Source organism: Streptomyces asiaticus (genome assembly GCF_018138715.1).
GTDB classification, from domain to species: Bacteria; Actinomycetota; Actinomycetes; order Streptomycetales; family Streptomycetaceae; genus Streptomyces; species Streptomyces asiaticus.
Window position 1 is genome coordinate 7,362,111 of the sequence record NZ_JAGSHX010000006.1, and the last position, 26,388, is coordinate 7,388,498.

General features: G+C 64.9%; 24 protein-coding genes, 1 pseudogene and 1 CRISPR repeat array (1 of these 26 cut by a window edge). Of the genes and pseudogenes, 17 read left to right on the top strand and 8 right to left on the bottom strand.

The annotated features are described in order from the left end of the window. Positions 1-193: a CRISPR direct-repeat array (repeat unit 29 nt; unit sequence CTGCTCCCCGCACCCGCGGGGATGGTCCC); it begins 263 nt to the left of the window's first position. Between the two features lie 349 nt (positions 194-542). Next, positions 543-1,112, top strand: a complete 570-nt coding sequence (locus tag KHP12_RS39275) for an HD domain-containing protein (protein ID WP_086883532.1) — start codon at positions 543-545, stop codon at positions 1,110-1,112. Here KHP12_RS39275 and KHP12_RS39280 read toward each other — a convergent pair. Together KHP12_RS39280 and KHP12_RS39285 are read right to left on the bottom strand one after the other, a co-directional pair. Further along, a complete protein-coding gene (locus KHP12_RS39280; protein WP_086883531.1) occupies positions 1,094-1,561 on the bottom strand; it encodes an NUDIX hydrolase in 468 nt (155 codons plus the stop codon). The genes KHP12_RS39275 and KHP12_RS39280 overlap by 19 nt on opposite strands. Then, on the bottom strand, positions 1,548-2,321 hold the full coding sequence (locus KHP12_RS39285) for a DUF5919 domain-containing protein (RefSeq protein ID WP_086883530.1): 774 nt from the start codon (positions 2,319-2,321) through the stop codon (positions 1,548-1,550). The genes KHP12_RS39280 and KHP12_RS39285 overlap by 14 nt, the downstream gene beginning before the upstream one ends. A gap of 97 nt (positions 2,322-2,418) precedes the next feature. Between KHP12_RS39285 and KHP12_RS39290 the strand changes: the two genes are divergently transcribed. From KHP12_RS39290 to KHP12_RS39325, 8 genes are all read left to right on the top strand, one after another. Further along, a complete protein-coding gene (locus KHP12_RS39290) occupies positions 2,419-3,111 on the top strand; it encodes an HAD family hydrolase (protein WP_086883554.1) in 693 nt (230 codons plus the stop codon). A gap of 99 nt (positions 3,112-3,210) precedes the next feature. Then, positions 3,211-4,113 (top strand): radical SAM protein, encoded by a 903-nt coding sequence (locus tag KHP12_RS39295; RefSeq protein WP_086883529.1) that lies wholly within the window; start codon positions 3,211-3,213, stop codon positions 4,111-4,113. After that, complete coding sequence (locus tag KHP12_RS39300) at positions 4,106-4,744, top strand: P-loop nucleotide/nucleoside kinase family protein (protein ID WP_244203046.1); 639 nt, start codon at positions 4,106-4,108, stop codon at positions 4,742-4,744. The genes KHP12_RS39295 and KHP12_RS39300 overlap by 8 nt, the downstream gene beginning before the upstream one ends. After that, positions 4,662-5,309, top strand: coding sequence for a class I SAM-dependent methyltransferase (locus KHP12_RS39305; RefSeq protein WP_086883528.1), 648 nt, complete (start codon positions 4,662-4,664; stop codon positions 5,307-5,309). Before KHP12_RS39300 ends, KHP12_RS39305 begins: the two co-directional genes overlap by 83 nt. Before the next feature lie 27 nt (positions 5,310-5,336). After that, a complete protein-coding gene (locus KHP12_RS39310; protein ID WP_086883527.1) occupies positions 5,337-5,894 on the top strand; it encodes a class IV adenylate cyclase in 558 nt (185 codons plus the stop codon). 361 nt (positions 5,895-6,255) lie between these two features. Continuing rightward, complete coding sequence (locus tag KHP12_RS39315) at positions 6,256-7,716, top strand: helix-turn-helix domain-containing protein (protein WP_167442614.1); 1,461 nt, start codon at positions 6,256-6,258, stop codon at positions 7,714-7,716. A gap of 65 nt (positions 7,717-7,781) precedes the next feature. Beyond that, positions 7,782-8,780, top strand: a complete 999-nt coding sequence (locus KHP12_RS39320) for an asparaginase (RefSeq protein WP_086883552.1) — start codon at positions 7,782-7,784, stop codon at positions 8,778-8,780. A gap of 35 nt (positions 8,781-8,815) precedes the next feature. Further along, positions 8,816-9,283 (top strand): PPC domain-containing DNA-binding protein, encoded by a 468-nt coding sequence (locus KHP12_RS39325; RefSeq protein ID WP_086883525.1) that lies wholly within the window; start codon positions 8,816-8,818, stop codon positions 9,281-9,283. A 353-nt stretch (positions 9,284-9,636) separates the two neighbouring features. Here the strand turns inward: KHP12_RS39325 and KHP12_RS39330 are convergent, their stop codons facing one another. Beyond that, the gene (locus KHP12_RS39330) at positions 9,637-9,861 is read right to left on the bottom strand and encodes a hypothetical protein (RefSeq protein WP_143678175.1); all 225 of its coding nucleotides are present in this window, start codon (positions 9,859-9,861) and stop codon (positions 9,637-9,639) included. 384 nt (positions 9,862-10,245) lie between these two features. Between KHP12_RS39330 and KHP12_RS39335 the strand changes: the two genes are divergently transcribed. Further along, positions 10,246-11,016, top strand: a complete 771-nt coding sequence (locus KHP12_RS39335; protein ID WP_086883524.1) for a transposase family protein — start codon at positions 10,246-10,248, stop codon at positions 11,014-11,016. A 277-nt stretch (positions 11,017-11,293) separates the two neighbouring features. On the opposite strand, the gene KHP12_RS53555 is transcribed toward KHP12_RS39335, so the two are convergent. The 4 genes and pseudogenes from KHP12_RS53555 to KHP12_RS39355 form a co-directional block, all read right to left on the bottom strand. Continuing rightward, on the bottom strand, positions 11,294-11,545 hold the full coding sequence (locus KHP12_RS53555) for a hypothetical protein (protein WP_211834236.1): 252 nt from the start codon (positions 11,543-11,545) through the stop codon (positions 11,294-11,296). Next, entirely contained in the window at positions 11,530-14,931 is a 3,402-nt protein-coding gene (locus KHP12_RS39345) for an NB-ARC domain-containing protein (RefSeq protein WP_167442590.1), read from the bottom strand. The genes KHP12_RS53555 and KHP12_RS39345 overlap by 16 nt, the downstream gene beginning before the upstream one ends. Before the next feature lie 545 nt (positions 14,932-15,476). Next, a pseudogene (locus KHP12_RS39350) lies at positions 15,477-16,359 on the bottom strand (IS5 family transposase). A 52-nt stretch (positions 16,360-16,411) separates the two neighbouring features. Beyond that, complete coding sequence (locus KHP12_RS39355) at positions 16,412-16,939, bottom strand: DapH/DapD/GlmU-related protein (RefSeq protein ID WP_086883134.1); 528 nt, start codon at positions 16,937-16,939, stop codon at positions 16,412-16,414. 114 nt (positions 16,940-17,053) lie between these two features. Here KHP12_RS39355 and KHP12_RS39360 point away from each other — a divergent pair, with 114 nt between their 5' ends. The 7 genes from KHP12_RS39360 to tyrS all read left to right on the top strand — a co-directional run bounded on the left by KHP12_RS39360 (position 17,054) and on the right by tyrS (position 25,571). Then, on the top strand, positions 17,054-17,983 hold the full coding sequence (locus KHP12_RS39360) for a LysR family transcriptional regulator (RefSeq protein WP_086883133.1): 930 nt from the start codon (positions 17,054-17,056) through the stop codon (positions 17,981-17,983). A 700-nt stretch (positions 17,984-18,683) separates the two neighbouring features. Next, positions 18,684-19,283, top strand: a complete 600-nt coding sequence (locus KHP12_RS39365) for a DUF4254 domain-containing protein (RefSeq protein WP_086883132.1) — start codon at positions 18,684-18,686, stop codon at positions 19,281-19,283. A 43-nt stretch (positions 19,284-19,326) separates the two neighbouring features. Further along, a complete protein-coding gene (locus KHP12_RS39370; RefSeq protein WP_086883131.1) occupies positions 19,327-21,009 on the top strand; it encodes a pyridoxal phosphate-dependent decarboxylase family protein in 1,683 nt (560 codons plus the stop codon). Further along, positions 21,006-22,067, top strand: coding sequence for a glycosyltransferase family 9 protein (locus KHP12_RS39375; protein WP_107471804.1), 1,062 nt, complete (start codon positions 21,006-21,008; stop codon positions 22,065-22,067). Before KHP12_RS39370 ends, KHP12_RS39375 begins: the two co-directional genes overlap by 4 nt. Beyond that, positions 22,064-23,017, top strand: coding sequence for a phosphotransferase family protein (locus tag KHP12_RS39380; protein ID WP_167442589.1), 954 nt, complete (start codon positions 22,064-22,066; stop codon positions 23,015-23,017). The genes KHP12_RS39375 and KHP12_RS39380 overlap by 4 nt, the downstream gene beginning before the upstream one ends. A gap of 4 nt (positions 23,018-23,021) precedes the next feature. Continuing rightward, positions 23,022-24,164: a glycosyltransferase gene (locus KHP12_RS39385; protein WP_167442588.1), complete on the top strand. Its 1,143-nt coding sequence runs from the start codon at positions 23,022-23,024 to the stop codon at positions 24,162-24,164. Between the two features lie 138 nt (positions 24,165-24,302). Beyond that, on the top strand, positions 24,303-25,571 hold the full coding sequence (gene tyrS / locus KHP12_RS39390; RefSeq protein WP_086883128.1) for a tyrosine--tRNA ligase: 1,269 nt from the start codon (positions 24,303-24,305) through the stop codon (positions 25,569-25,571). 90 nt (positions 25,572-25,661) lie between these two features. Here tyrS and KHP12_RS39395 read toward each other — a convergent pair whose 3' ends face one another. Further along, positions 25,662-26,321 (bottom strand): HAD family hydrolase, encoded by a 660-nt coding sequence (locus KHP12_RS39395; RefSeq protein WP_086883136.1) that lies wholly within the window; start codon positions 26,319-26,321, stop codon positions 25,662-25,664. Positions 26,322-26,388 lie beyond the last annotated feature (67 nt).

A 26,388-nucleotide genomic window follows, 5' to 3' on the forward strand; every position in this document is an offset into this window, starting at 1 on the left:
GGATGGTCCCTCACCGAACCGCAGCGCCTTGCCGCCCTCCTGCTGCTCCCCGCACCCGCGGGGATGGTCCCCACCTGGGATCGTTCCACACCGCGCAGGCGGTCTGCTCCCCGCACCCGCGGGGATGGTCCCGCGGCCGTGGCGCTGGCCCACAACTACGGGCTCTGCTCCCCGCGCCCGCGGGGATGGTCCCGGTCTGACGACGGCGCTGGACACCGAAACCACCTGCTCCCCGCGCCCGCAGGATGGTCCCTGGGTGGAGTGGGTGGTTGCGTGGTCCAGGCATTCTCCCCGCACTTGTGGGGATGGCCCCCGGCGGTCGTGAGCGAGGCGTCGTCGGGAAGCTGTTCCCCGCGCAAGGGATGGTTCCAGCTTTAAGGCGCAATAACTGGGGGCGGTCAGTCGCCGCACACACGGGGATGAGCGCTGCCGTTCGGCAGAAAGCAAGAAGTGGGGCGATCAGCCTGTCTGTAGCTCAGGAGGAGAGCTCACGTCCGTCGTTCAGTGACTAGAATACGGATGCTTTGGGAACGGGCTTGGTTATGACTTCGCAACTCGCAGAGTGGGCCTGGAAGACAGCGAAGGCAGAACTGGCGTCAACTTTGCCACGCCGCTGGGCGCACTCGCTAGGCGTAGCCGCAAGGGCCGTGGAACTGGCTCCTTTGCTTGGCGACTCGGCAGAGTTCCTGCGCGCGGCGGCTGTTCTGCATGACATTGGGTATTCGCCTGGGCTCGTGGCAACCGGGTTTCATCCGCTTGACGGTGCCCGGTTTCTCCGTGACGTGCATGGTGCTGATGGGCGGCTGGTGCGGTTGGTGGCGAATCACTCGTTTGCGTTGTTGGAGGCCGAAGAGCGTGGCTTGAGGGAAGCACTGGAGGAGGAGTTTCCGTTGCTTGACGATCCGCTGCTGGTGGACGCTCTCGTGTGGTGTGACATGACGACGACCCCCGACGGGGAGCGGACGACTGCTGAGCGGCGAGTTACGGAAATTGTGGGCCGCTATGGAGCTGACAGTGTGGTGGGCAGGTTTATTCGTCGGGCGTCGCCGGAAATCTTTGCGACCGTGGAGCGGGTGGAGGCGGCCTTGGCGGCTCAGCCGAGGTGGGGGTAGGTGCCGGCGAGGTAATCGCCGATCTGTTGGCGCATGCTGGCGTGGATGTCGTACTGGTCGAGGTCGGTGGGCTTGACGAAGCGGACACCGTCGGCCTCGTCGTTGATGGTCGGCTTGCCGCCGACTGGGTGCCCGATGTAGGTGTTCTCGTACTGCTGCCGGATCTCGCCGTCGGTGTAGGCAACGATGTGGTGGGGGTTGGTGTAGACCCCCAGGAAGCCGGTGATCTCGGCGATGATGCCGGTCTCCTCCCGGCATTCGCGGATCGCGCACTGCGCGGCGGTCTCGCCGATGTCCTGGGCACCGCCGGGCAGGGCCCACTGGCCGGTATCGCGGCGACGCTGGAGAAGGATCGCGCCGCTGTCATCGACGACGAGCAGGTTGCTGGCGGGGATGAGGGTGTTGGCCTTGGGGGCATTGGGGTCGTTGTAGTACTCAATCCTGCCCATGTGTGGCGGTCTCCTCCTGATCGGGATTCCAGGGCCGTGCGTCGGCCCACACTGCGTCGAAACTTTGAGCGTAGTTGTCGAACCAGCCGTTGGCCTGCGCTCTCTTGAGGTGGAATAAGGGGTTGGCGCTGGCGGGCTGGCCCCAGATGTGTGGGTTGACCAGCAGGTTGTCGTCGTAGCGGAAGAGAGAGTTGTAGAGCGTGGTGTCGTGGAGCCGCACCTCACACCCAGCCTCCGGCAGCAAAGGGCGGTAGTAGGTGAGAGAGGCGCGGATCTTGGCGGCCAGGGTGTCGCCGATCCCTTCTTCGCGGCCCCGGATGGCGGCCGCCTGCCCTCGAGGGTCGCCGAAACACAGGCGCACTCGGACACCAGCAGCTGCGCGTTCGGTGAGCATCTTGGCGACATATGGATTGGACTGGGCAAAGAAGGTGCCTGAGAAGACGAGGACGTCGATCTGCTCCTGCGCTCCTTGCAGCAGGGAGAGCCAAACGTCCCGCGGAACACTGGCCCGGTTCTGATAAGTGCCTACGAGCTCGATGCCTACCCCGACACCGGACTGGCCGGTGCGGGACTTCGCTACCGGCCAGAGGAATGTCTCCTCCACGCGTAGGTGCTGAGCGGCACGGAAGCGGTGCCGCGGGTGCGGTACGCGCCCGCTGAGCCAGCGGCTGACGGTCTTGGCGTCTACCTCGCAGACTTCGGCCAGCGATTCGGGCGAAACATCGCGCTGGGCGAGTACGGAGTGAAGTCGCTCGTTCACACAAGCTATACAAGCCCAGGTGGCCAGGAGCGGGCAAGCTCGGTATGGGGCCACTTCGATGGGCCTGAACCGCAGCTGGGGTCTTTACGCTGGCGATATGCGGCTCATCGTCCTGTGGGACATCGACCACACGCTCATCGACAACGCAGGGGTGAGCAAGGAGACCTACGCCGGCGCCTTCACGGCGCTGTCGGGATTCCCGCCGGCCGAGGCGGCGCGCACCGAAGGGCGTACGGATCGCCTGATCATGCGTGACATGTTCTGCCGGCACCGACTGCCCGTCCCGGACTGGCCTGCCATTGAGGCTGCCCTCGCTCATGCCGGGGAGGAGCGCTTCGACGACCTTCGCGCACGGGGAACGGCGTTGCCCGGCGTGCGCGATGTCCTGAAGGCCGTCTCGGTGCAGGAGGGCTGGATCTCCTCCGTTCTGACCGGCAACATCGCGGCCAACGCCCGTGTGAAGCTGTCAGCTTTCGAACTCGACCCACTGCTGGACCTGTCCGTAGGCGCCTATGGGGAGGATGCCGTACAGCGCCCTGACCTTGTAGCTGTCGCCCGAAGCCGTGTCCACCAACTCCGCGGTGTGCGGGGGGAGGTGCCTGTGGTGTTGGTTGGTGATACGCCGCGGGACGTCGAAGCAGCTCTCTCGACAGGCTCAGGGATCATCGCAGTCGCCTCCGGTATCCACAGCGAGGAAGAGCTGACGGCTGCCGAAGCACCCGTGGTCCTTCCGGACCTGTCGGACACGGCTGGTCTCCTTGAGATCCTGGCGAGCTTCGCCCGATGGTGAAAACGTCCCCGGACGTCTTGGGGCGTCCGCGTATGCGGTAACGAGGTCCTGGCCGGCTGCGCCACGATCGGGTCTCCAACCAGCCCAGGGGGCCCCATCGTGATCGGCGAAGTCACCGGCATCCGCAGAATCCGCATGCTGTACCTGCAACTGCTGTACCGCTGCAACTTCCAGTGTCTGCACTGTTTCCACGGCGAGCGGCTCAAACACGCCGACGCCTTCACCGCTGACGAGGCGGTTAACCTCATCCGGCTGATGCGCAACCAGTACAGCACCGAGGCTGTCACGTTGCTTGGCGGCGAGCCGTTCCTCCATAAGGATCTCGCCCAGGTCGTCCACTACGCCAAGGAGGAAATGGGCCTGCAAGTCGAGATCTGCACGAACGGCTACCGGATCGAGCGCCGGCTTACCGAGATCGCGCAGTACCTTGACCTGCTGCGGTTTTCGCTGGAGGGCATCGGCGCGACCAACGACCACATCCGCAAGGCCGGCAGCTACCGGAGCGCGTTGAGCGCACTCAAACTCGCCCGGGAGCTCGGAGTCAGGACGGGGGCGACGATGACGGTCACCTCCCGGAACATCGACGAAGTGCTGCCTCTGGCCCGCACCTTGCAGGAACTCGGTGCGTATCAGATGAAGCTGCACTGCCTGCGGCCCGTGGGCAACGCTGCTGCACACCCTGAGCTCTTGGTCACCGAAACAACGCGGTACACCCGCCTACGCGAGCAGCTCCAGGCGGCCGGGCTGTCCATCGAGGTGATCATTGACGAGGATCTGTCGGAGGAGGGTGCCCCGGAGGCCTGTGGGCCGGGGAGTGTGCTTCAAGCGATTGAGCGGATCGAATCCGACCCGCGCGGCGCGCTCACGATGTCCTGCAAGGCCGTGGGCAAGGATTCACACGCCTTCTGGTACGAAAAGGGCGCTAACCGTATCGTCCACCGTCCTTCGGCTTACGACGAGCTCACCCTCCCGGTGCCGGACGTGGTCTATGCCCGTGCCTGACCTGCCGCTGTTTGAGAGCCTCGAAGGTCTACGTGGTACAGGAAAGTCGACCGTCGCACCGCTGCTGGCGGCAGCCCGGGGCGCCGTCCATGTCCCAACCGTGCCGCTCTGCTACCAGTCGCTGCGACGGCAGGTCGACATGCAGGGAAGCGTCGAGGCGCGCATGTGTTTCTACCTCTCCGCGCTGTTCACAGCTGCCGATGAGATCCAGAACTATCTGGCAGACGGCGTCCCGGTCGTCGTGGAGAGCTACTTCGCCCGCTGCTTGGCCACTCACCGCGCCTTCGGAACCCGGCTTGGCGTTACCCTGCCGCGCTGCCTGCCGCAACCCGTCACATACCAGTTGGTTTGTAGTGAGGGCGAACGCCAGCGCCGCCTCGCTCAACGGTCCAAATCTCTCTCCCGTTGGGATGAGCTCGGTGAGAAGGTCGCAGACGCGATTACCGATGCCTATGCCCAGTTCTCGATGCAACAGGTGGACACCACGGGCCTCAGACCTGACCAGGTCGTGCAAACCATCCTCGCCACTGAGAACGAAGGAGCCAGTTGTGGAGACCCGGAGCCTATGGGAACACACCCTCACGTTCTTCCCGCAGTTCCTCGCCGCGTTGAAGGATCGCGCCTCCGCTGACGCCACGGTCGCAGTCGTCGGCGCGAGTGACGGCAAGTTCGTGCTCCCCCTCGCTGCCGCTGGCTACCGTGTCGTAGCCATCGAACGCGATCCAGTCGCCCTCTACGGAGGCGAGGTCATACTTCCGGGTGATACCCACGCTCATGCGGTGGGGCTGATCGACCGACTGAAACTCGAAGGGTTCAACGACCGGGTACAGGTCGTGGCGGAGGACTTCCTCCAGGCCGAACTCTTGGGGTCGCAGTGCGATGCCGTGTGGACGAGTTGCTCATGGCATTACAGTGCAAATCACAACCGCCCACTCCTCGATTTTGTAGCCCGCATGCAGTCCCTTGTCCGTGTCGGCGGCCTGTTCGGCGCAGAATTCATGATGCCTGTCGAACAACGCCATTACCTCATCGAGCACTACACATCACCCGAGGCGCTCAGCAGCCACTTCACCACCGACTGGCAAGTCCTGCTCATGCTGCGCACGGACGAGTTCACCGAGCAAGCCCACGTCGGCCAACTCCATTCCCACACACACCGCATGGGCCTTGTCCTGGCAGCACGCACCGCTGAGTAGCCGAAACCGAAACCGAAGAAGAGGATTATGAACCACGAGTACGAGGCCAAGTTCTTGTCCGTCGACGTCACCGACCTCCAGTCCAAGCTGACCGCCCTGGGCGCCACCCGCGCGTTCCCCCGGACTCTCCTCACCCGCAAGATCTTCGAGAACGATGCTCTCGACAATGGTCAGTGGGTCCGCCTCCGTGATGAAGGCACCCGCTCGACCCTCACCCTCAAGCAGGTCACCGACTCCACAACGATCGACGGTACTACCGAGATCGAGACGGAGGTCACCGATCTGTATGCCATGGCCGATATTCTGCGTCACATCGGGCTGCGGGAAGTCCGTTACCAGGAGAACTACCGTGAGGAGTGGCGTCTGGGTGAGGTCGTCTTCGACTTCGACACCTGGCCCGACCTTCCCACCTTCCTCGAGATCGAAGGACCCGACGAGGCATCGGTCCACGAGGCAGCTGCCTTGCTCGATCTCGATTACACCGAAGCCCGGTTCGGAAGCGTCGATGAGATCTACAAGAGTGAGGCCGGCCGCGACATCCTGGTCGAGCCGACCCTCCTTTTCCCTGATGCTGAGAAGCCGTAGGTGCGGTCTATAGCAGGCGAAACTGCTGGCCCTCCCAGCACGTCCGAGGGCCTAGCCACCAGAACCGCTTCGCCCTGAGCAACCCAGTATTGCCGTTCCGGGCGGTGCACTCGCGTGGCCCGCCCTGGTCACGGATGCTCGGGTCTTGCCCGACGGCACGGACCTGTGACCAGGGCTCGGTCACCGAGAACCACACACACGTTGAGTGGATCTTGCAGCAGCCTACGCATGCTGAGGACTCACCTGATCACGTACTGGCGAGGTGGAGATGGCTGGCCAGGCGGAGCGCCGGTGCTCGGTGTGCCGTGCGAAGCTCAGCCGGTTCAACGCGGGAACGCAGTGCGGGCCCTGTCAGAGGGGCATGACGCCCACGGTTGCGCCTGAGTTCTGGGCGGACCCGGTCGTCGAATCCGCGATCAACGCCTGGGACCTCGGCGTGGTCGTGCAACTCTTTCGGAAGCACACTGGGCTGTCACAGACGGCAGTGGCCCGGCTGGTCAACATCGATCAGGCCGAAGTGAGCCGACTGGAGCGTGGTCGGAAGAAAATCCGCGACCGGCGCCAATTTGCTCAATGGAGCGAGGCCCTGGGAATACCAGGGGAATTGGTGAGCCCGTTGCCCGCTGCGGACCGGCCGCCCTTGCCGAATATGGGCGGTATTGGTGGCCATCTGATGCTTCAGGACGGAGTGGGCCAGATGCTCATGCCTGCCGGCCGAAACCTTTCCCTGACGGTGATCCCCGCCCTCGCAGAACCTGCCGCGTCCTTTCATGACAACACCTTGTGGCTCGCGCCGAACAGGGACACTGAGGCATGGAGCCGGATGCCGCTCAGAGCTCTGCTCGCCGCACACCGCACCGTCGAGGGGAGACGGCGGTTTTTCGTCATGGACTCACGTGAAGCAGCCCGCAGCTCAGCGAAGAGGCCTCCTCTGGCCATTCCGTCCGCATACGAACTCGACGAGCTGACCTATGGAATCCTGTGGGCCGTCGCGGGCTATGACTCCGCTGTCCTCGGCGACGACACAGAGCTCCAGGAAACACTGCTTCTCCCACCGCAGCGCGTGCTCGGGGGAGACGGCGGGCCTGTTGCTCCGGCCAGCCTGACCGACGGGTCCCAGATGCTCCTCGGGTCGCAGACGTGCGCCGAATTCATCCTCAACCAGCGAGACGAATTGGCTGGCGAACCAGTTTTCTGGACCCGCGAACAACGTGGGGAGGAAGCGGCCACGTGGCTGATCTTCAAGCACAAGCACCGTTATCTCCAGGAGACGGCTCCCCGCAGGGCCCACAACGGAGTCGGGCGCGCCTTCTGCATTCCCCGTCAGGAGGTCGCCGTGTCGCCCACCCACGAGCGTGTTCTGCTGTTTCTTGCGATCGCGCTGATGGAGTCCTACAACGTGACGACCTGGCTGACCGATGAACTCGACCTCCAGCAGACAGAGGGCTTCGCACTCGTACCCGGTCACAGGGCAGCTATCGCGACCTGGGTACGCGCGGACTCCCATCCGCAGACTGCGCTGACGGCGGGGGCCCATACATTACGCACGTTCGCGGACGTTATCGGTCATGCCCAGGCCCACGCGATCAACGCCGGGGCAAGCCCGGGGCAACGTCTGGCAGCGACCGCGGACTACCTCGGCCTGGACCGCGCATGGTTAGCACGCCGCTGCGCACAGCTCGCGGCGGAGGGCGTCACCGCTCTTGCCCGGCCCCGCAGCCGTCACCTCAGTCTTGACGCCTTGAACGTCGCCTGCACGTACGTGGCCACCGAGCTGCGGTCCGAAGCCGAGTCCGGTGCCCTCCACGAGGTGACCCGTTAGCCTGCACGGGACGATCTCTGCGCGTAAGGCCCACTCGGACCGAACCGACATGGCAGATGGGGACGATGGTGGACGCGGTAAAGACAGTGGCGGTCTACTCCTTGGGCGGGACCATCGCCATGACCACGGATCCGGCCACCGGCGGTGTCGTACCGGCCCTTTCCGCCTTCGACCTCCTTGCCGCCATCCCCGGCCTGAGGGATCACGGCATCGACCTGCACGTGCACGACTTCCGGCGGTTGCCCGGTGCCTCACTCACCTTCGACGATCTAACAGACCTTGGCGCGGCCATCGACAAGACCCTGTCCGGAGGCGACGTCGACGGGATCGTGATCACGCAAGGGACCGACACCATCGAGGAATCCGCGTTCTTCCTCGACATCCATCATGGTCACGAGCAGCCGGTCATCGTCACTGGCGCCATGCGCAATCCCATCATGGCCGGGCCCGATGGACCCGCCAACCTGTACGCGGCCGTCCTTGCTGCCGCCGACCCGCAGCTGCGCGGCGCTGGCGTGCTGGTCGTCCTGAACGACGAGATCCATACGGCACACCATGTCCGTAAGTCCCACACCACCAGTCCCGCCGCCTTCACGTCGCCCGGCGCAGGCCCCGTCGGCCGGGTCGCCGAAAACCGCGTACGGCTGGCTGCCACGCTGCCCCGCCGATCCGATCCCCTGGCACTGCCGAATCATGACGCGCGCGTAGGCCTGTACACGGTCAGCCTCGGCGACGACGGCACGCTCCTCAATGCGTGGGACGGCCGATGCGATGGGCTCGTCGTCGCCGCTTTCGGCGTTGGGCACGTCCCTCAGCGACTCGTTGAGAGCCTCGAACGGCTCGCCGCGCGAATCCCCGTGGTTCTCGCCTCGCGCATCGGCAACGGCCCCGTCCTGACCGGAACGTACGGCTTCCCTGGCTCGGAGAAGGACCTGATTAATCGGGGACTCATCCCCGCCGACCACCTCGGCCCCTACCAGGCACGCCTTCTGCTCCAGGCGCTGCTCGCCCAAGACGCGGACCGCGAGACGATCACCAAGAAGTTCACCGTCTTCGAGCGCTGACCCACATACGTCAGCCCGGCCCCGAGAGGACTCACATGCGCGCCCACGAACTAACCACCGGCCGGACGTTTGGTGTCACCTTCGACCACGGCGAGGACTTCTTCGAGGCGCTCTCCACGTTCTGCCGTGACCACGGGGTTCGGCAGGGCTACATTCCCTCGTTCATCGGCGCGTTTGCCGAAGCCGAAATTGTCGGCGCCTGCGAGAAGCTTGAAGACCCGGACGCTCCGGTCTGGGCCCAGACCCATGTCACCAACGTCGAGGCATTTGGCGCTGGGACGATCGCCCACGATCTGGAGACGGGAAGCATCCTGCCGCACATCCATGTTTCCGCTGGGCTGAAGGCGCAATCGGCCGACGGCCGCACCAGCCACCTCCTGAGCGCCAAGGTCCAGTTTCTCAGCGAGCTTCTCATCATCGAAGTCGTCTCCCCGAACATGACTCGGCCGCGGAACCACGCTCTGTACGACGTACCGCTGCTTACCTTCGGCGCGCCGGAGTAAGACCCTCGTGGGCGAACACGGGATGACGGTGCAGTTGCGGAGCCCACCACCCCCTAGATCTTGGACGGGGCCAGCCCGTTCCCATCGCGATGGTGATCTGCTTGCAGGTCATCGACGGCTGTCCGTGGTGGCAGGCATCGGCCAGCATCGACAGGATTTTGATAGTCGGCCGCCAGTGTCCCCGGGCGGCGGTCTCCACCGCGGGACGATCATTCCGGGCCTGGCTGGCTCCACGGCCGACGTCGCCGCGGTGTTCTCGACTGGCGACGCCACAGCAACCGGCACAGCCTGCCGCTCGGACTCGGCATCGTGCCGTCCGGCCAGGACCCGGCCCACCTAATGCTGGGCGATGACTAACTCCTGCCAAGTTCGTCTCGCGCCTTGTTCAATTCGTCCAGCAGACGGCCGACCTGCTCGCGCAGCACCTCCACCTGCTGCCGGGCAGCGTGTTCCTCGGCTTCCAGCAACCCCATCACCGACGGCATCAGCCGCCCCTCCACGATGGCGACGACACGACGCATCATCCCTGCCGCATCACCACGGAGTTCATACCTGACCTGCGGAAGCCAACCGATCACGCTCGAAGGAACAGTGGGTGAAGGAGCACATCTCGTCGATCGCTGCAAGCTTGGCGAGTGGGTTGCTAGCTCCTGCCTCTTGTGGGAGCTGCCGGGCCGCATCCCGCCCCCAGGTCGCGACCTGCTCCCCGCACCCGCGGGGATGGTCCCCCACGAAGACGAAGAAGTACGAGTCCGCCAGCCTGCTCCCCGCACCCGCTGTGACTGAGCACGCGAGTTGGCCAGTCTGAGCACCCCCTGGTCTATCCGTGCAGGGTGTCGGTTTCGATGCCGGTCAGGTCGGCCGGCATCCCACAGGCGCGACGGTGGTGTCGACGAGGTGATTCCGTACCGCCTTTCCCTAAAGGGTGTTGCAGAAGGCCGTGATCAGGGCATATCCGTTGTATGGCTGGGGTGTTGAGGGCCGAGCGGGTGTGGGTGGAGACGTTCGCCGGGTTGCGGGTCGATCAGTTCGGCCGGCTGCTGAAAGCCGTCCGGGAACGTGGTGGCGAGGGCTGCGGCTGGGGCCGTCCGTGGCGGCTGCCGCTGGCCGAGCGGGTGCTGCTGGTGGCCGTGTACTACCGCACGAACCTCACCATGCGGCAGCTCGCCCCGCTGTTCGGCGTCTCACCGGCGACGGTGTGCCGGGTGATCCAGCGGCTCGGTCCGCTGCTCGCGCTGGAGCCGGCCCGGGCCTCCGCCGAGGCCGCCGACCGGCTGTGGATCGTGGACGGCACCCTTGTCCCGGTCCGTGACCGGAAGATCGGCGCGTCCTCGCGTAACTACCGGTTCTCGGCGAACGTGCAGGTCATCATCGATGCGGAGACCCGCCTGGTGGTGGCCGCGGCCCGGCCGGTGCCGGGCACGACAGCGGATGCGAAGGCTTGGCGGGACTCCGGCCTGACCGAGCACTGTAAGGGCGTGACGGTCCTCGGAGACGGCGCCTACATCAACACCGGGCTGATCGTCCCGCACCGCAAACGCCCCGGACGGCCGCTACTGAGGGGCGAGGAAGAGGACAACGCGCAGCATCGCAAGGTCCGCGCCCGCATCGAGCACACCTTCTCTCGCATGAAGAACTACAAGGTCCTCCGCGACTGCCGGCAGCGCGGCGACGGCCTTCACCACGCCGTCCAGGCCGTCGCCCGCATGCACAACCTCGCCCTCGCCGCGTGATCACATACGCCCGAACACCACTCCGACCTGCGCGATCACGACCTTCTGCAACACTCTTTAGGCGTGCCGCGCAGGGCGAAGAAGCGTGGTCCCCACAGTTGTCTTCCGCGCACGGCAAGGTCGAGTACCGCTCGGACGGCGGTTCAGGCGCCGACGTGCCTGCCTTGGACAAGGAGGGCGCCGAGTGGTGCCGCGCGTAGCCGTGCGCCGACGGCTCGTAGACGGACGAGCGGCCGTGACGGGGTGAGGGAGTCCAGAGCGCCGCCGGGACAGACCATCACCTCGCCGCCGTGCTGCCGAGAGTGCGCAGGCGGCGGCCGAGTTCGAGGCCGAAGTACATCTGTTCCAGTTGGACCGTCCGTGGGGTGCGCTTCGGTCGGTAGTCCCACCAGGACAGCAGGTCCTCCAGCGCTCCCTGCGGCCGTAGTTGGTGCGCGGGTCGACTACCGTACGGTAGTCGGCGTACCAGCACCCCGATGCTGCTCGCCGCCCGCCCCGCCGACAGCGTGATTTTCAGCCGTCGTTCCACCCCGCGCTACGGGGATGGAACCCATAGAAGTACAAGCCGCGCTCACCTCCCACTGCCAGGCCGGTAGGGGTCCAGGTGCAGGCATTGAGGTGACTGTCGGTCCTCATTATGGTGACAACCTTCCCCGAGGTTCTGTTCCAGATCCGAATGGTCCCATCCTCGCTGGCTGTGGCGAGCCAGGCTCCATCGGGGGCGATAGCCAGGGCACTGACAATGCCGACGTGTTTCAGGACTTTGATAGTGGCCCAGTTGAATGTATCCCAGATCCGCAACTCTGATTCTGTGGAATAGAAGTATTTCCGATTAGCGGTGGCGAGCCACGTTCCGTCCGGTGCGATTGCCACTGCACTAGTTCGAAAGGTGCGCTCGAGGGATTTCACAGCCTTCCCGGTTGATCGGTCCCAGATTTGGACACCGGCATTAGTGGCGGCGACAACCCACGCCCCCTCCGGCTCGATCACTACCGAAGTTACCGATCCTGTGTGCCGCAGGATCTTGGCTCCGCTACGCTCCCAGATTCGTAAAGCAGGGCCTTTTCCGCCGCTGGCGCCCCAGGTTGTGTCTGGCGCGATCGCCACTGACATTACCCCTCCGGTGTGATCAGCTGGCCCGCTAAATGGAGCGCCAATGCCATGGTGTGTGTTCAGGTCCAAGAACCGTCGGGAGTTGTCAAGGTCCAATACGACGTTCGGGTGCCAAATTCGCAGAATGCCATCGTCACCCCCGGAGAGGATCTCTCTACTATTGGATGTGATGGCCAACGCTCTCACCGGTCCGGTGTGACCTGCGCAGGTGGTGGGCTCAGGCGTATCTGTCGGCCAGAGCCGAATATTTCGGTCATTATGTGCGGTGACCAGCCATCTGCCACGAGGTTCGATCGCTACGGCATTGACCCCACCGGCACTGTCGGTTGCGGTTGTGGGGCGGCCTGTGGTCAGGTCCCAGAGCCGGACCGTTTCTTCGTCGGCGGTAGCAAGCCACGTAAAGTCCGGAGAGATTGCCACGGCGGAAACCGGATCCTCGTGCCTGAAAGTGGCGTTGAGGTCGCCGGTAGATCGATCCCAGATTTGGACCGTGTGGTCGCCGCTGATTGTGGCGAGCCACGCTCCTTGTGGTGCGATTGCGAGAGTCTTTACCTGGTCAGGATGTCTGGAAAGTGTCTCGGTGGTGCCAGAGGGTCGGTCGCAGATGTGCACGATCCCGTCCTCGCTGGCCGCGGCGAGCCAGGTTCCGTCCGGCGCGATGGCCATTGCGCGAATCCAGCCCGTCTGCCCCGGGAGTTTGATTGTGGTGTGCGTGTTGGTGCCTTTGTCCCACAGTTGCACCGCTTTACCAAGACCTGCGGCGGCCAGCCAGGTTCCGTCGGGCGCGATTGCCATGGCAGTAACCGCAGTCGTGCCTTTGAGCGTGGTCGTGAGAGCACCGGTGGCTCGATCCCAGATCCGCACCTTCCGACTATTTCCGGCAGTGGCGAGCCAGGCTCCATCCGGAGCGATAGCCATCGTTCGAACTATACCCGCGCCGTTGAGGGTGGCTGAGAGAGCGCCCGTAGCGCGATCCCAGATCCGCACCTTTCCGCGAAACCCCCCAGCGGTGGCAAGCCAGGTTCCGTCCGGCGCAAGCGCTAGCGCCCTTACCAAACCCGGTTGGAGGGTGGCAGTCATGGCGCCGGAAGATCGATCCCAAATATGCAACGCATTTCTTATGCGGCTGATGGTGACAAGCCAAGTGCCGTCAGGAGCGACTTGAACGGAATTTACTGCGCCAACACCAGTGAGCGTCCGAAGGGGTGCAGGGTCTGGGATATCGGGGGGTGCCCAGCGATTAAGCAACGTTGGATAACTTGATTGGATCTGTCGGGCCTGAACCTGGTCCTGCCAGCCCACCAGGGGTTCGAGGCGGCTGTGCAGGATCGTGCTTAGTGCGTGTGCAGGCTCCGTCGGCCCCAGGAGGTGGGCAGCGCGAGCAAGGTCGTTGGCCCGTTCGTCAGTAATAGTGGCGCCAATCCTTCTCAAGTCCCTCCAGGGAGCGGCAGCCCCTCGGTGGTGCAACCGCGCTTCGACCCAGCGAAGGTCCATGGCAAGTGCTTTTGCCTCCGTCGCGCAGCCCGCTGCGAGCAAGTGGTCAATGAGATGATCGAGTAGATAGCCAATGGTCACCTCCCACCATGCGACCTGCGGCCGGGGCGCCGACGGCGTGAGTGCGGTGGCAGGAGCAAGATTGGCCTTGACAGAGTTCACGAGAGCGGCGTTAAGCACAGTCAAGCGATGGGAGCCGAGCTCACTTCGCAAGTACTGCCGGATGACGTCGTGCAGGCTGATCTGACTCCCTCCTGCGGCGCTCAGGGTCAGCAAAGACAGACCATTCAATGTGCGACACAAGTCCCGCGATTGTGTTGCGGTGAGCCCGCCAGTGACTGCCCATAGCTGAGATACAAGGGGTACGGGGATCGCCTCATGCTCGGCGAAGACCCCGAGTTCGACGAATCGTTCACTACCCCCGGCTGGGAGGAGCCTGGTCGCGGCCTCCAGAGTCGCCCGTACCGCCTTCTTGCGCTGCTTTGGGTCGTCGAGGTCCAGCACCGCTGACGGGTCGTCTACCCCGACAGGTCCCTGCTCCTGCAGCCGCTGAAGAGTGTCAGCTGCGGCAGAAGCAGGGTCTGCTCCGGCATCCACCTCTGCCATGATCAGCCGGTTAGTCATGCGCAACAGCAAGGGCCAGAGCCCGGTTGCCCTGAGGAGATCTTGCGTCACCGCCTCGGGCACGGGCGGCAACTCCCACGTGAGCACCCGCCGTGCTTGGAGTGGGGACATCTCGTCGACGTGGACCCGTTTGGCTCCCGACGGGAGGAGTGCGGGGATGCGCGTAGTGACCAGACGCACACAGCGCGCGCCTCCGACGAGGAAAGGCTCAAGCTGCTCCTGCTCCCAGACGTCGTCAAGGACTAGCAGGGTGCGGCGGCGCTGATTCAGCAGTCTCCCCAGGTGGGCCCCAGCAAGAGCCGGATCATCGAAAGTCGCAGTGTCTCCAGTTACAAACCGGGTGACTTCGCCGATCTTTGCCGCGATCGCCGCGCGGCCGCGCACCTCCCGACCTACGGTGATGATGTACACCCTGCCCCGGAAACGTCGCTGCACACCGCGGTTGGCACACACCAACTCGGCCAACGTTGTCTTTCCGAAGCCACCGGCGCCTTCCAACGCCGTGGTAATGCCCACTGCGCGGCGCCGCCGCGAGATCACGGCGAAGACGACCCGGTAGGCCTCCGCTCGATCGATCACCCAGCCGGGCACGATCGGAGGGGACGGCGGTGGAGGATCATCGGCTCCTGCCCTGGCGCGCTCTTCCAGTCGCCCCAGAACCAGGGACAGCAGCAGGCCCAGCACGCTCAGCAAACCAAGCGAAGGCCAGGGATGCTGGCGCAGCACGTCTAGTGCACCGGGCCAACGACTCCTTGATGACGCCTCATTAGCGGCTAGGCCGCCCAGGACAGCCACGATGCTCGCTGTAGCCGCCAGGGTGACGACTGCTCCCCTGTGTAGTCTCCCTGCCCTCACACGGATCCTCGTTGCACTGGCGAGCCAACGACTGCGTCGGGGAGCTCGTCCGTCTGCTCCATAGCACCCTCTGCTTATCACTCACAGTGAAGCGTTCGTGACCGCGACACCGCAGGCGAGGCCGCATGTAGCTCGTGTGACGCATTGGTGCTGAGACCGCTCGGTCCGCTCTGCACCCAACGGGACACCCTCGGGGAGAGGCTGAGCTGAGTACGGAGGTGGCCAGCTGGAGCGCTCAATGGCCAAGTGGAGCGCTCAGTCACACCCGCGGGGATGGTCCCGGAAGACGTGCTGACAACCTCGAAGTCGAACTCTGCTCCCCGCACCCGCGGGGATGGTCCCCAGCCGTTCGAAGCGGCGCTAAGGCGTGTCCGTTAAATGCGAATCCAGACCAGCACTGCGGCGAGGACTGCGGCCGAGCGGTAGACGATCGCGAGCTTGTCGAACCTCGTAGCCAGGCCCCGCCACTGCTTGAGCAGGGCGAAGGACAGCTCGACCACGTTGCGGTTCTTGTAGGCCACCGGATCGAACTTCGACGGACGTCCGCCTGCTGAACCGCGGCGGTGACGGTGCTCCTGCTGGTCACGCCGTTCAGGAATGACCGCGGTGATCCCGCGAGCCTTGAGAACCGCTCGGATCGCGCGGGAGGAATAGGCCTTGTCCCCGAGCAGCATGGTCGGGGTCGTGCGCGGGTGGCCTGCTCCGGTCCTGGGGACTCGCAGGTCGCCCAGCAGCAACGGCAGGGACTGGCCGTCGTGCGCCTGCCCGGGCGTCACGACGACGGCCAGCGGTCGGCCCTGACCATCCACGGCGTGGTGGATCTTCGTGGTCATCCCGCCGCGGGAACGGCCGATAGCGTGCCCGGCGGGCTCTTGGTGGGCGTCAAGGCCCTGCCCTCGGGCTGCGGCCCGGCGCTTCTCGGGGCGGCGGGTGTTGGTGGGCCCGGGTGATGGTGAAGTCCACCACCACCCGCCAGCCGATCAGCCCGCCGTCGTCCGCGCGGGCGAGCATGACGCCGAGCACGCGGTCCCAAGTCCCGTCGGCGGCCCAGCGGCGGTGGCGGGCCCACACGGTCTTCCAGGAGCCGAACCTGGCTGGTAGGTCTCGTCAAGGAATACCGGTGCGGTACCGAAAGACGATCGCCTCCACAATGCGGCGGTGATCGGCCCACGGCCTGCCACGGCGACCGGTACTGGAGGGCAGCAGAGGTTGGATGCGGTCCCACTGCCGGTCGGTAAGCCGGGCGTGACGGGGCATCAGGATCAGACCGCCGAGGTGCTGCGCGCCCGGGCCAGCAGCCCGGCCGGGCTCAGTCGATGTTCTTGATCACCCGGGCGGGCACTCCCGCGACCACGGTGCCGGCAGGGACATCACGAGTGACCACCGCACCGGCAGCGACCACCGCACCGGCACCGATGGTCACCCCCTGCGTGATCACGGCAGCCGTCCCGATCCAGACGTCGTCCTCGATGACGATCGGGGCGAAGGAGAGGTACTCGCGGCGCTCGGCCAGGGGCAGTGGATGGCCTCCGGTGATGAGGCTGACCTTCGGGGCGATCATGACGCCGTTCCCGATACGGATGCCTCCCTTGTCCATGAAGGTGCATCCCTGGTTGACGAAGACGTTCTCCCCGAACGTCGTGCTCAGCCCGTGCTCGGTAAAGAACGGCGGGTAGATCATCACCGATTCCGGCAGCGGGCCACCGAACACAACAGAGAGTAGTTCCGCGCGGCCTTCGCTGTCGCTGAACGGAAGCACGTTCAGTCGAGACGTCGCATCGGTCACTTCCACGATCCGCTCCGCGTGACGCGTGAACTCAGGCGTATGGACATACATGACCTGCTCTGTGCGGGTAGACATGCGCTGATCTCACCACCACGCAGAACAGTCGATCAAACAACCCTGCACCACACCAGACACAACCAATGGTTGTGAAAGTAGAGTGGACGCGTGGATGTTGAGGTGCTGCGGACGTTCGTGGCCGTCGCTGAGACCGGCCAGTTCCAGGCTGCGGCCGACGAGTTGGGGGTCAGCCAGCAGGCGGTCTCCAAGCGGATCGCGGCCCTGGAGCGGCACATCGAGGTCACGCTGCTGGTGCGGACCTCCCGAGGCTCTCGGCTGAGCCTGGACGGGCAGGTCTTCCTGCCGCACGCCAAGAAGGTCCTGGTGGCCATCGCGCAGGCTGAGCAGGCCGTGCGCCCCGGAAGCCGTCCCTTGCGCGTCGATGTCCTCAATCGGCGCATCTCCCCGGCCCAGGCCGTCTACCGGTTTTACCGCTCCCACCCCGAGGTGGACCTCGACGCGATCACTCTGAGCACGGAGAACGCCGCCCAGGCTGCCCAGGCGGTGCTCGAAGGGACCGTCGACGCGTCCTTCCGTGCCCTGCCGGCAGATCAGGTCCCGGCCGGGATCAGCGCCGAACGACTCCTGGACGCACCCCTAGAGCTTCTGGTCGGTCCCGGCCACCCGCTGGCTGACGCGTCCTGGGTCAGTCCTGCGGACCTGGCCGTCCACCGCATCTGGATCCCCGGGATCAGGCCGAGCACGGAGTGGGCGGCGTTCTATCAGGCGCTGTCCGAGGCCTTCGGCCTGAGCATCGACGCGCTCGGCCCCAAGTTCGGTGACGAGGCCCTGATGGACGCGCTGGCCGACTCGGCCTCGCTGGCCACCCTGGTGGGCAGCGGGGACCGGTACCTGTGGACACAGACCCACGACCTACGGCGTATCCCGTTGCATGACCCGACCCCGGTCTACCCGCACGTACTGCTGTTCCGCAGCGGAGACCAGCACCCCGTGCTGACCGCGCTACGCGAGCATCTGCGCACCGCAGGTCCGCGCGCCCCGCACGACGTGTGGGCACCGGGATGGGTAGACCGCTGATCAGACAACCGAATTAGCAGACACGGCCTAGTGGAGCTGCTCTGCTCCCCGCACCGGCGGGGATGGTCCCGGCCGGTGGCACTCGGGGCACTTCGGGCTCGACTGCTCCCCGCCCCGCGGGGATGGTCCCGGTCGCCCAACCGCTCTGTCCCGAACAGTCGAGTGGGGCAGTGGGTGCGAGGAGAATCTGTTGGCCAGCGTAACGCTGCGGGAGCGCGATGAATCCAGCCACTGGACAAGTGCCCTGTCGCCAAACACTGCGGATGGGGCCGTCGAAGTACCCGATTCGAGCTATGCAGAGGGGCGGGATGCCAGCTGCTGAAGGGAGGACTGGCCGGATGATTTTGGCTATCAACGTCGCAGTTCTGCTTGCGGTGATCAACGTTATGCGACTGTGTCGACGCACACTGGCTCGGAGCCAGGTCGCTGATGCGACAGATGGCATCAGCCGCTGGTGCAAGATGGCCCGTGGTCACCGGCTCTCCCTGAACTGTTAGCGTGCCACGAGATCAACTTAGGGGCAGGGGCGGACCTGGACGGATGTCAAGCGGCCACTTTGGCCGTTGAGTCAGGGGCATCATGGCCTAGCGATCGTGGAGTAACGCGCCCCTCTCGGACACCCTCCGGCCGTGCTCAAGGCTGTCTTCGATGACGGTCGACAGAGGCAGCCTCCCGAGATACCGAAGGGGGATCACCATTGATGACTGAGACACGTGCAGGACTGGGTAAGGACACGGATGAGTTGGAGGGCGACCCGCGCACTCCGATGACGGCGGTTGCATCTTGCCTCGACGTGGCAGGCGGGCAAGGTGGCTGGTGCGAGGACGCTCTCGCTGGGATTCCGCTTCCTGACTCGCCGGAGTTGTCGCCGGCTTTGGACCGGCTGCACGCAGTCAACAGTCGGCAGTGGGACGCCGAGGATCGGGTGCGACAAGCTGGCGACGGGGAGATTCCGGCCATCAAGCGGGAGATCGACGCTCTCAACGGCAATCGCCATGCACTCATCGAGCAGGTCGATCGAATCTTGGATGCGGCGTGGAGCGCGAATGAGGGCGTGCCTCCCCTCACGGAGTCGATCGGCTCAGCGCTTGACCGACTCTCAGTGCAGACGCTTCGGATCATGCACATCGAGCGACTCGTCGGGCGGGATGCTGGTACGGCAGAGCGAGTGGCGATTCTGCGTCACCAGTACGACGATCTAGTGTGGTCTATCGCGGTCGCTTGCGAAGATCTTGTGTCCGGCCGTCGACGCACGCCCCGGCCTGAGCGCATGAAGCTCTACGGGAAGTCAGCACGATGAGCGCGGTCACGTTGCTCCTCCGAAGCGCCAGGATCGATCTGCGATGACGATTGACTCCTTCGGGGACGGAGATGAGTTTGAGCGCTGGCGCAGCGGCCTGTTCCTACGTCCCGACGGGACCAATGCCGATGCGCTTGTCGGGCTCCTCCGCCGCGCCCTCGATGAGACGCTGAGCCATCAGGGCGAGGGGCCCGTGTATCCGCGCACCGACCAGGAGGGTAGGCGCTCCCCCATGGGTGACGGACGGCTGCCGGAAAGCCCTGTCACGGCGGAGACGGCGCTCAGCCAATTGCGCTGGTGGCTCGCTGGGTCGGTCAAAGTTCATCACCAGATGTTCGCCAAGAACATCGTTCCGCCACCGTCGTTCGTCAACCTCGCAGCGTTGTGCGCGGTGTCGTTGTTCATGCCTAACGGCGTCACTGGGGAGGACGCCGCGGAGACCCTTTCCGCTGAGTTGTCCTCCGCCCAGGCGTTGGCACGGTTGGCGGGGTACGAGCCGGAGCGGGCAGGCGGCCTGTTCACGTTCGGCGGCACTGCGACCAACCTGTATGCCATCAACGTCGGCATTTCCAAGGCACAGCCCGACCACGCCGAGCGTGGGATCGAGCCCGGGATGGCCGTCGTCGGGTCCTGGTCGGCGCACTACTCGCAGAAATCCGCGTGTGCGTGGCTGGGGATCGGCACTCGAAACTACATATCCGCTGCGTCGCTACCCGACCAGACCACGGACCTGGAGTCGATGGAAGCGGCCTGCCGCGACGTGCTGGCACGCGGTCACCGGCTTGCATGCATCATCGGTGCGGGCGGGACGACTTCCAACATGGCTGTCGACGACTTCGGTGAGATCGCTACGATGCGGGATCGGCTGGCCGCCGAATATGGGTTGGATTACACGCCCCATGTGCACGCAGATACAGTCATCGGGTGGGCATACCTCTGCTTCATCGATTATGACTTGCATAAGAATCCCCTCGGCTTCAGCCCCCAGGTGGTGGCCAAGCTGTCACGTCTTGTGGAGCGTCTGAGAACGGTGCGGCACGCCGACTCGTTCGGAACGGACTTCCACAAGACCGGTTTCGCGCCCTATACGTCGAGCATGATCGTCATGCGAGATGGTCGGGACTTCTCGCGGCTGCGCCGCGACGGCGGAGCCATGACCCCGTTGTTCCATGACAAGGATGCCTACAACCCCGGAACCTTCACGTTGGAGACGTCCAGGTCGGCAGCGAACATGGTGGCGACCTGGGTTGGCTTGCAGACTCTCGGCAAGCAGGGGATGCGGCAACTGCTCGGCCACGCGCTTGAAACGGCAGAAGCGCTCCGGCGCCACATCAATGCCTTGGCAGGTCGCGACGCGACAGCTATCAACAGACATTCGTACGGCCCGGACGTGTTCGTGCGCTGTTATCCGCCGGACGACCCCGCCGCTACCGAGGAGGAGTTCGACGACACCAGCTCCGTCCGCCGGGTAAACCAGTACATCTCTGACCTATTCGCGTGGCTATCGACTCAACGGGTGCCGGACGCTGAACAAATCGCAGTGAGCAAGACCTCCGCTGCCTTCTATACACCGGCTGGCGAGCCGGTCGTCGCTCTCCGGGTGTACTCCCTCAATCCGTACTTCTCCGATGCTCACGCCAGAGAGCTGGTCGTACGCCTGCTGAGGGGCAAGCGACAGTTCGATGCTACGTACATGCGTGCAGATGCGTGCGAGGAGGCTCAATGAAGCGACCGTCGCTGTGTGGCCGAGAAGAGCTGCCGACGCGCTTCGCAGCCGCCGACCTTCCTGTCCGTGACTGTGTCGAGTTGGTCGCTGGCCTGGCCTCCTATGCCCGGACGCATGGACTGGCCCGAGTCGAGGTGAGCGGGCCGTCTGCAATGCGTGAGCTCATCGAGGAGTTCGGCTTTGGCGAGGTGCGGTTTGTCGAATTCCACCGGCAGCCCGCGGTGGACATTGAGGCGGCCCCTCGGACTTGGCGTTGCGGCCAACGAGGGCTGCGCTGCCTGAGTGACCAGCTCGTCGACGCGGCAAAGGTCGCGTCGCGGGTGGACACACCGCCGTCAACACTCGCTGGGGGAACTGTGATGCGGTTTGCCCGGCATAACCGCCTCGGCGACGCACTGGGCATCGTGACCGGCCTTGAGCACTACTGCCGCGACAACGCCGTGGCATCAGTTGCCGTATCCGGTTCGCCCGTCCTTGCCGAAGTAGTGGAGGTGTTCGCGTGCGAGCGGGTGAGCTATGCCCCTTCGCCCAGCGAGTCGATCAACGGCGACGCGATCTTCGCCCGATCGTCATGGAGCATCCCCTGGCTTGACCGGTTCAACCACGCCGTCACCGACACCTTTGGAGGGCGAGCCCGCCACCGAGTGCCGCCGCTGCCTCTCCGCCAGGCACCGACGCCCCGTGGCCAAGAGAATGTGGTGTATTGCCAGCTCGATGCGCGTTCCGGCACTGCGCCATCGCGACACTCGGCTCGGCGGCTCCTGAACCAGGTATCGGCGCACGGTGAAGTGCGGGTCCTCGGCGGCCCCGACACCCAGACCTACCTCGGCGAGGACCTGATCTACGTCCGGGCCGACCTTCCCGAAATGGTTGCCCGCCTGCTGTCATGCCGTCTCTTCGTGGGGTGCGACAGCGGCCTGGGCCATCTCGCGGGTTGCCTCGGTGTGCCTGGTCTGATCGTCAGCACCGACGACTTCGAGACGACCTGGTCATTCTTTCGAGGCTATGCCAGCCTCAATGTCATCCCGCTCGAGGCAGCAGAGGTGCTCCTGCCGTGAAGCCGCCGACAGAGCAGGCAGTCTTGCGGGCGGCCAGTCGATGCCTGAACCAAGAGGCCGTGACCGCGAACCGAATCCCGATGGGCCGCAGTCACTTCGTGTTCACGGTGCAGCTGGTGTCCGGTGAGCGCGTGATTGCGCGGATCACGCGTCACGACCGTGCTGAGTGCTTCGCCGGCTTCGCGTATTGGCGGCGCCAGCTGGCACGGGTGGGAGTGCCCGTTCCCCGCGTGCTGCACATGGACCTGAGCGGGACAGCGCTGCCCTGGCCGATCATGTTCCTTGAGCAAGCCCCAGGAACCGATCTCTGCAACGTCTACGTGGGCCTTACGGATGCCGAGAAGCGAAGCATTGCCGACGACCTGCTCGATATCCAACACCGCACGCGCGGTCTCCCGCCCGGTCCCGGGTACGGCGGTATCGCCAGTTACGGTGACCTTCGGTGCCACCCGCGCTGGTCGGACGTGCTGTGGGAGTACTTCACCGGAGCCGTCGATCAGCTTGCGCCCCTGCAACAGGAGGTCCCGGCCATTGGACAAATTCGCAGAACCATCCACGAGCTACATCCCGAATTCGATGGCATCGCCCCGTTGCCCTACTTGATCGACGCCACCCACCAGAACGTGTTGGTGGAAGACGGGAGAGTCACGGCGATCGTCGACCTGGACGAGGTCGGATTCGGTGACTCTCTGTACCCGCTCGGTGTCGCTCGTGCTGGACTTCTGGCTCGTGGACCGGAGGCCGACTGTATTGAGCAGGTTGCAGTGCCGCTGTGCGTCGCTCCGAATCGGCGTCGTGTATTCGACCTGTATTCAGCGATTGCATGCCTCAAAATGCTCGCCCCCAGTCCCCTCAGCGTCGCTGGCCCGCCCTCTGCCGGCAGCCAGATCGCCGTCCGGCTTCGGAGCTTGCTCGATGCCTTTGCCGCTGCCGCGGCCCACAAGGAGTAACGTCATGGCCGGTATCGTCTTTGTGAGTATCGACGACTTCACCCGCGAGGGCTTTACCAATGGTCTGTTCTTGCAGGTGCGCGAACTACTAAAGCGCGTCATAACCCGAGGGCACCCGGCCAGCCTCGCCTGTATCGCGCAGAGCAGGAACCCCGGAGTCGGACGCAGAACTCGAACCATCCAGGGTTGCACTGTCCACGAAACCTTCATCGGTGCTCCGGAGGTAGCCAGTGCGTACCGGCGGGCTCTTCAAGATATTTTGAACGACTTGGACCCCGACGTGATCCTGCTCAACTCGTGTGCGGTTCGGCTCAATGAAGCGCATCACGCGGTGCTGGACGAGAGCCTTGCGAGCGGTCGGCAGGTAGCCGTGCTCGTGACCGACCAGCTCTACCCCACAAGCAGGAACCACCCTGAAGATGAGGTGCGGAGCTACTACAGCCTGATGCGGCAGACCAGCGTGCACGCGGTCAGCGAGACCATCGCCGACGCCTTCCATGGCGAAACCGGTGTGCCAGCGCAGGTTCTCCCTAATCTCCTACCCGAGCGACGAGTCGTCCCGGCATCTTCGGGGGCAGAAAGTCGATCCCTGACATTGATCAATCACCACCCGATCAAGGGCCGACGTGTCTGGGACGCGCTCATTCGGCAGCGCCCCAGCGATGCCTACCTGGCCGTGGAAACCTGGCCCGATGTCCCGGCGTATGTGCCGCCCTCACCGAGGGTCGAAGTGGCCGCATTCACCCCGGATCCCACCACGATCTACAACCGCACCAGAATTCTGCTGGTGCCTTCGCTGGGCCCGGAAGGTCTCGCACGAGTCACGCTTGAAGCAATGGAGTCAGGAGTGCCTGTCATAGCTCACCGGATAGGCAGCCTGCCCGAACTCGGGAACGCCGCGATGTTTATCGCCCCGCCACCGATCGCCGGCTACGAGCTCGATGGCAATGTGCTGTATCCCATGGTTTCCCAGAATGACGTCGAGCGGGCCGCGCAAGATCTCGGGCAGGCGATCGACGCTCTTGATCATGATCCGGCACTTCGGGCCCGATTCGTGACCAACGGCAGAGCACTCGTGCGTGACTACCGTGATCACAGCGAGGCTGTTTCCGGCCGGCTGCTCGACGCATGGTTCGGGACTGTGTGACTCAGGACACTCAGATGTGGGGTGATCTTGGCTTTTCCGCCGTATGCGATGCCGCTGACCAGCACAAACGCGGAAGCTCCCGCCGGACGACTAGACTGGCCGCCGCACTGTAGGCGCGACTCAAGGAGACACGGGACCGTGACGGCCATCGTCGACGAGCTCACGTGGCGCGGGCTGATCGCCCATGCCACTGACGAGGACGCATTGCGCAAGGCTCTCGCGGACGGCCCTGTCACGTTCTATTGCGGCTTCGACCCGACCGCGGCCAGCCTGCACGTCGGCCACCTGGTGCAGGTGCTCACCCTCCGCCGACTCCAGCAGGCCGGGCACCGACCGCTGGCGCTCGTGGGCGGCGCGACCGGCCACATCGGCGATCCTCGGCCGACCGCCGAGCGCACCCTGAACGACCCGGAGACGATCGCCGAGTGGGTGACCCGGCTGCGGGCGCAGATCGAGCCGTACCTCTCCTTCGAGGGCGACAACGCGGCGACCATGGTCAACAACCTGGACTGGACCGGGGGCATGACCGTGATCGAGTTCCTGCGGGATATCGGCAAGCACTTCCGGGTGAACAAGATGCTCACCAAGGACTCGGTCGCCCAGCGCCTGGCCTCCGACCAGGGCATCAGCTTTACGGAGTTCAGCTACCAGTTGCTTCAGGGGATGGACTTCCTGGAGCTGTACCGGCGGTATGGCTGCACCCTCCAGACGGGGGGAAGCGACCAGTGGGGCAACCTCACAGCCGGTCTGGACCTGATTCACCGCCTGGAGCCGCACGCCGAGGTGCACGCGCTGGCCACGCCACTGATGACGAAGGCGGACGGCACCAAGTTCGGCAAGACCGAGACGGGCACGCTTTGGCTCGACCCGGAGATGACCACGCCGTACGCGTTCTACCAGTTCTGGCTGAACACGGACGACCGGGATATCTCGCGCTACATGCGCATCCTCTCCTTCAAGTCCCGCGAGGAGCTGGAGGAGCTGGAGAAGGTGACTGAGGAGCGGCCGCAAGCCCGTACCGCGCAGCGCGCCCTTGCCGAGGAGCTGACCACGTTGGTGCACGGTGCCGACGAGTGCGCCGCTGTGATCGCAGCGTCAAAGGCGCTGTTCGGGCAGGGCGAGCTGACCGAACTCGACGAGGCAACGCTGGCCGCCGCGATCTCCGAGCTCCCGAACGCCAAGGTGAGCGAGCTCGGCCAGGTCACCGACATGTTCGCTGAGGTCGGCCTGGCGCCGAGCAAGTCGGCCGCCCGCCGCACCGTGAAGGAGGGCGGCGCCTACGTGAACAACGTCAAGGTGACTGCCGAGGATGCCGTGGTCACGGCCAACGAGCTCCTTCGCGGACGCTGGCTGGTACTGCGCAGGGGCAAGAAGAATCTGGCGGCCATCGAGGTCACCGGAGCCTGAAGCAGACCGGGAGACGGCAGCTCAGCCGTGAGCCGGGGGAGTGCCTCCGGCTCACAGAGCCAAGCGGCGGGAGCAAGGCGCTGCTGACGTTCAGTGGATAGTGGTGGCCAGCAGCTTGGGCAGGTCGCGCATCTCGTCGAACAGCGTGGTGCCTGGTCCTTCCAGCCGCGAGGCCGGCGTGAGGCCGCCGCAGTAGCCGAAAGTCCGCATACCGGCGGCACGGGCTGCCTGAACTCCGTACGCACTGTCCTCGATCACCACGCACCGCCCGGGTTCTACACCCATGGATCGCGCAGCGTGCAGGAAGAGGTCGGGGGCAGGCTTGCCTCGGGCGACATCGGCTGCGCTGAAGATGCGCCCCTCGAAGTGGTCTCTCAGACCGGCGATCTCCAGGTTTCTCCTGAGGCTCGCGTGACCAGTGTTCGATGCAACGCAAACGGCCACCGCAAGGCTGTTCAGGGCTTCTGCGACGCCATCGACAGCGGTCAAGTCAGCTTCGAGGGCCTCCTGGTAGAGATGCTCGTATTGCCGCAGCCAGTTCTTCTCCAGGCGGCGTCCAAGCCGTTCCTCCACGGCAGCCGTGTAGACCTCGGTGGAGGAGCCGACGAACTTCTCGATGATCTCCTCCTCGGTGAACGCGCACCCCAGGTCAGCCGTGATCATCGCGTCTACTTTGACGCATATCCGCTCGCTGTCCACCAGTACGCCATCACAATCGAAGATCGCCAGATCGACAGGACTCCGCGTCATGGTCGGCAGTGTAGACCTGCGGTAACCAACCCCCGTGCCGCGTATGGTCGTCGTCGGGTTCGCCACT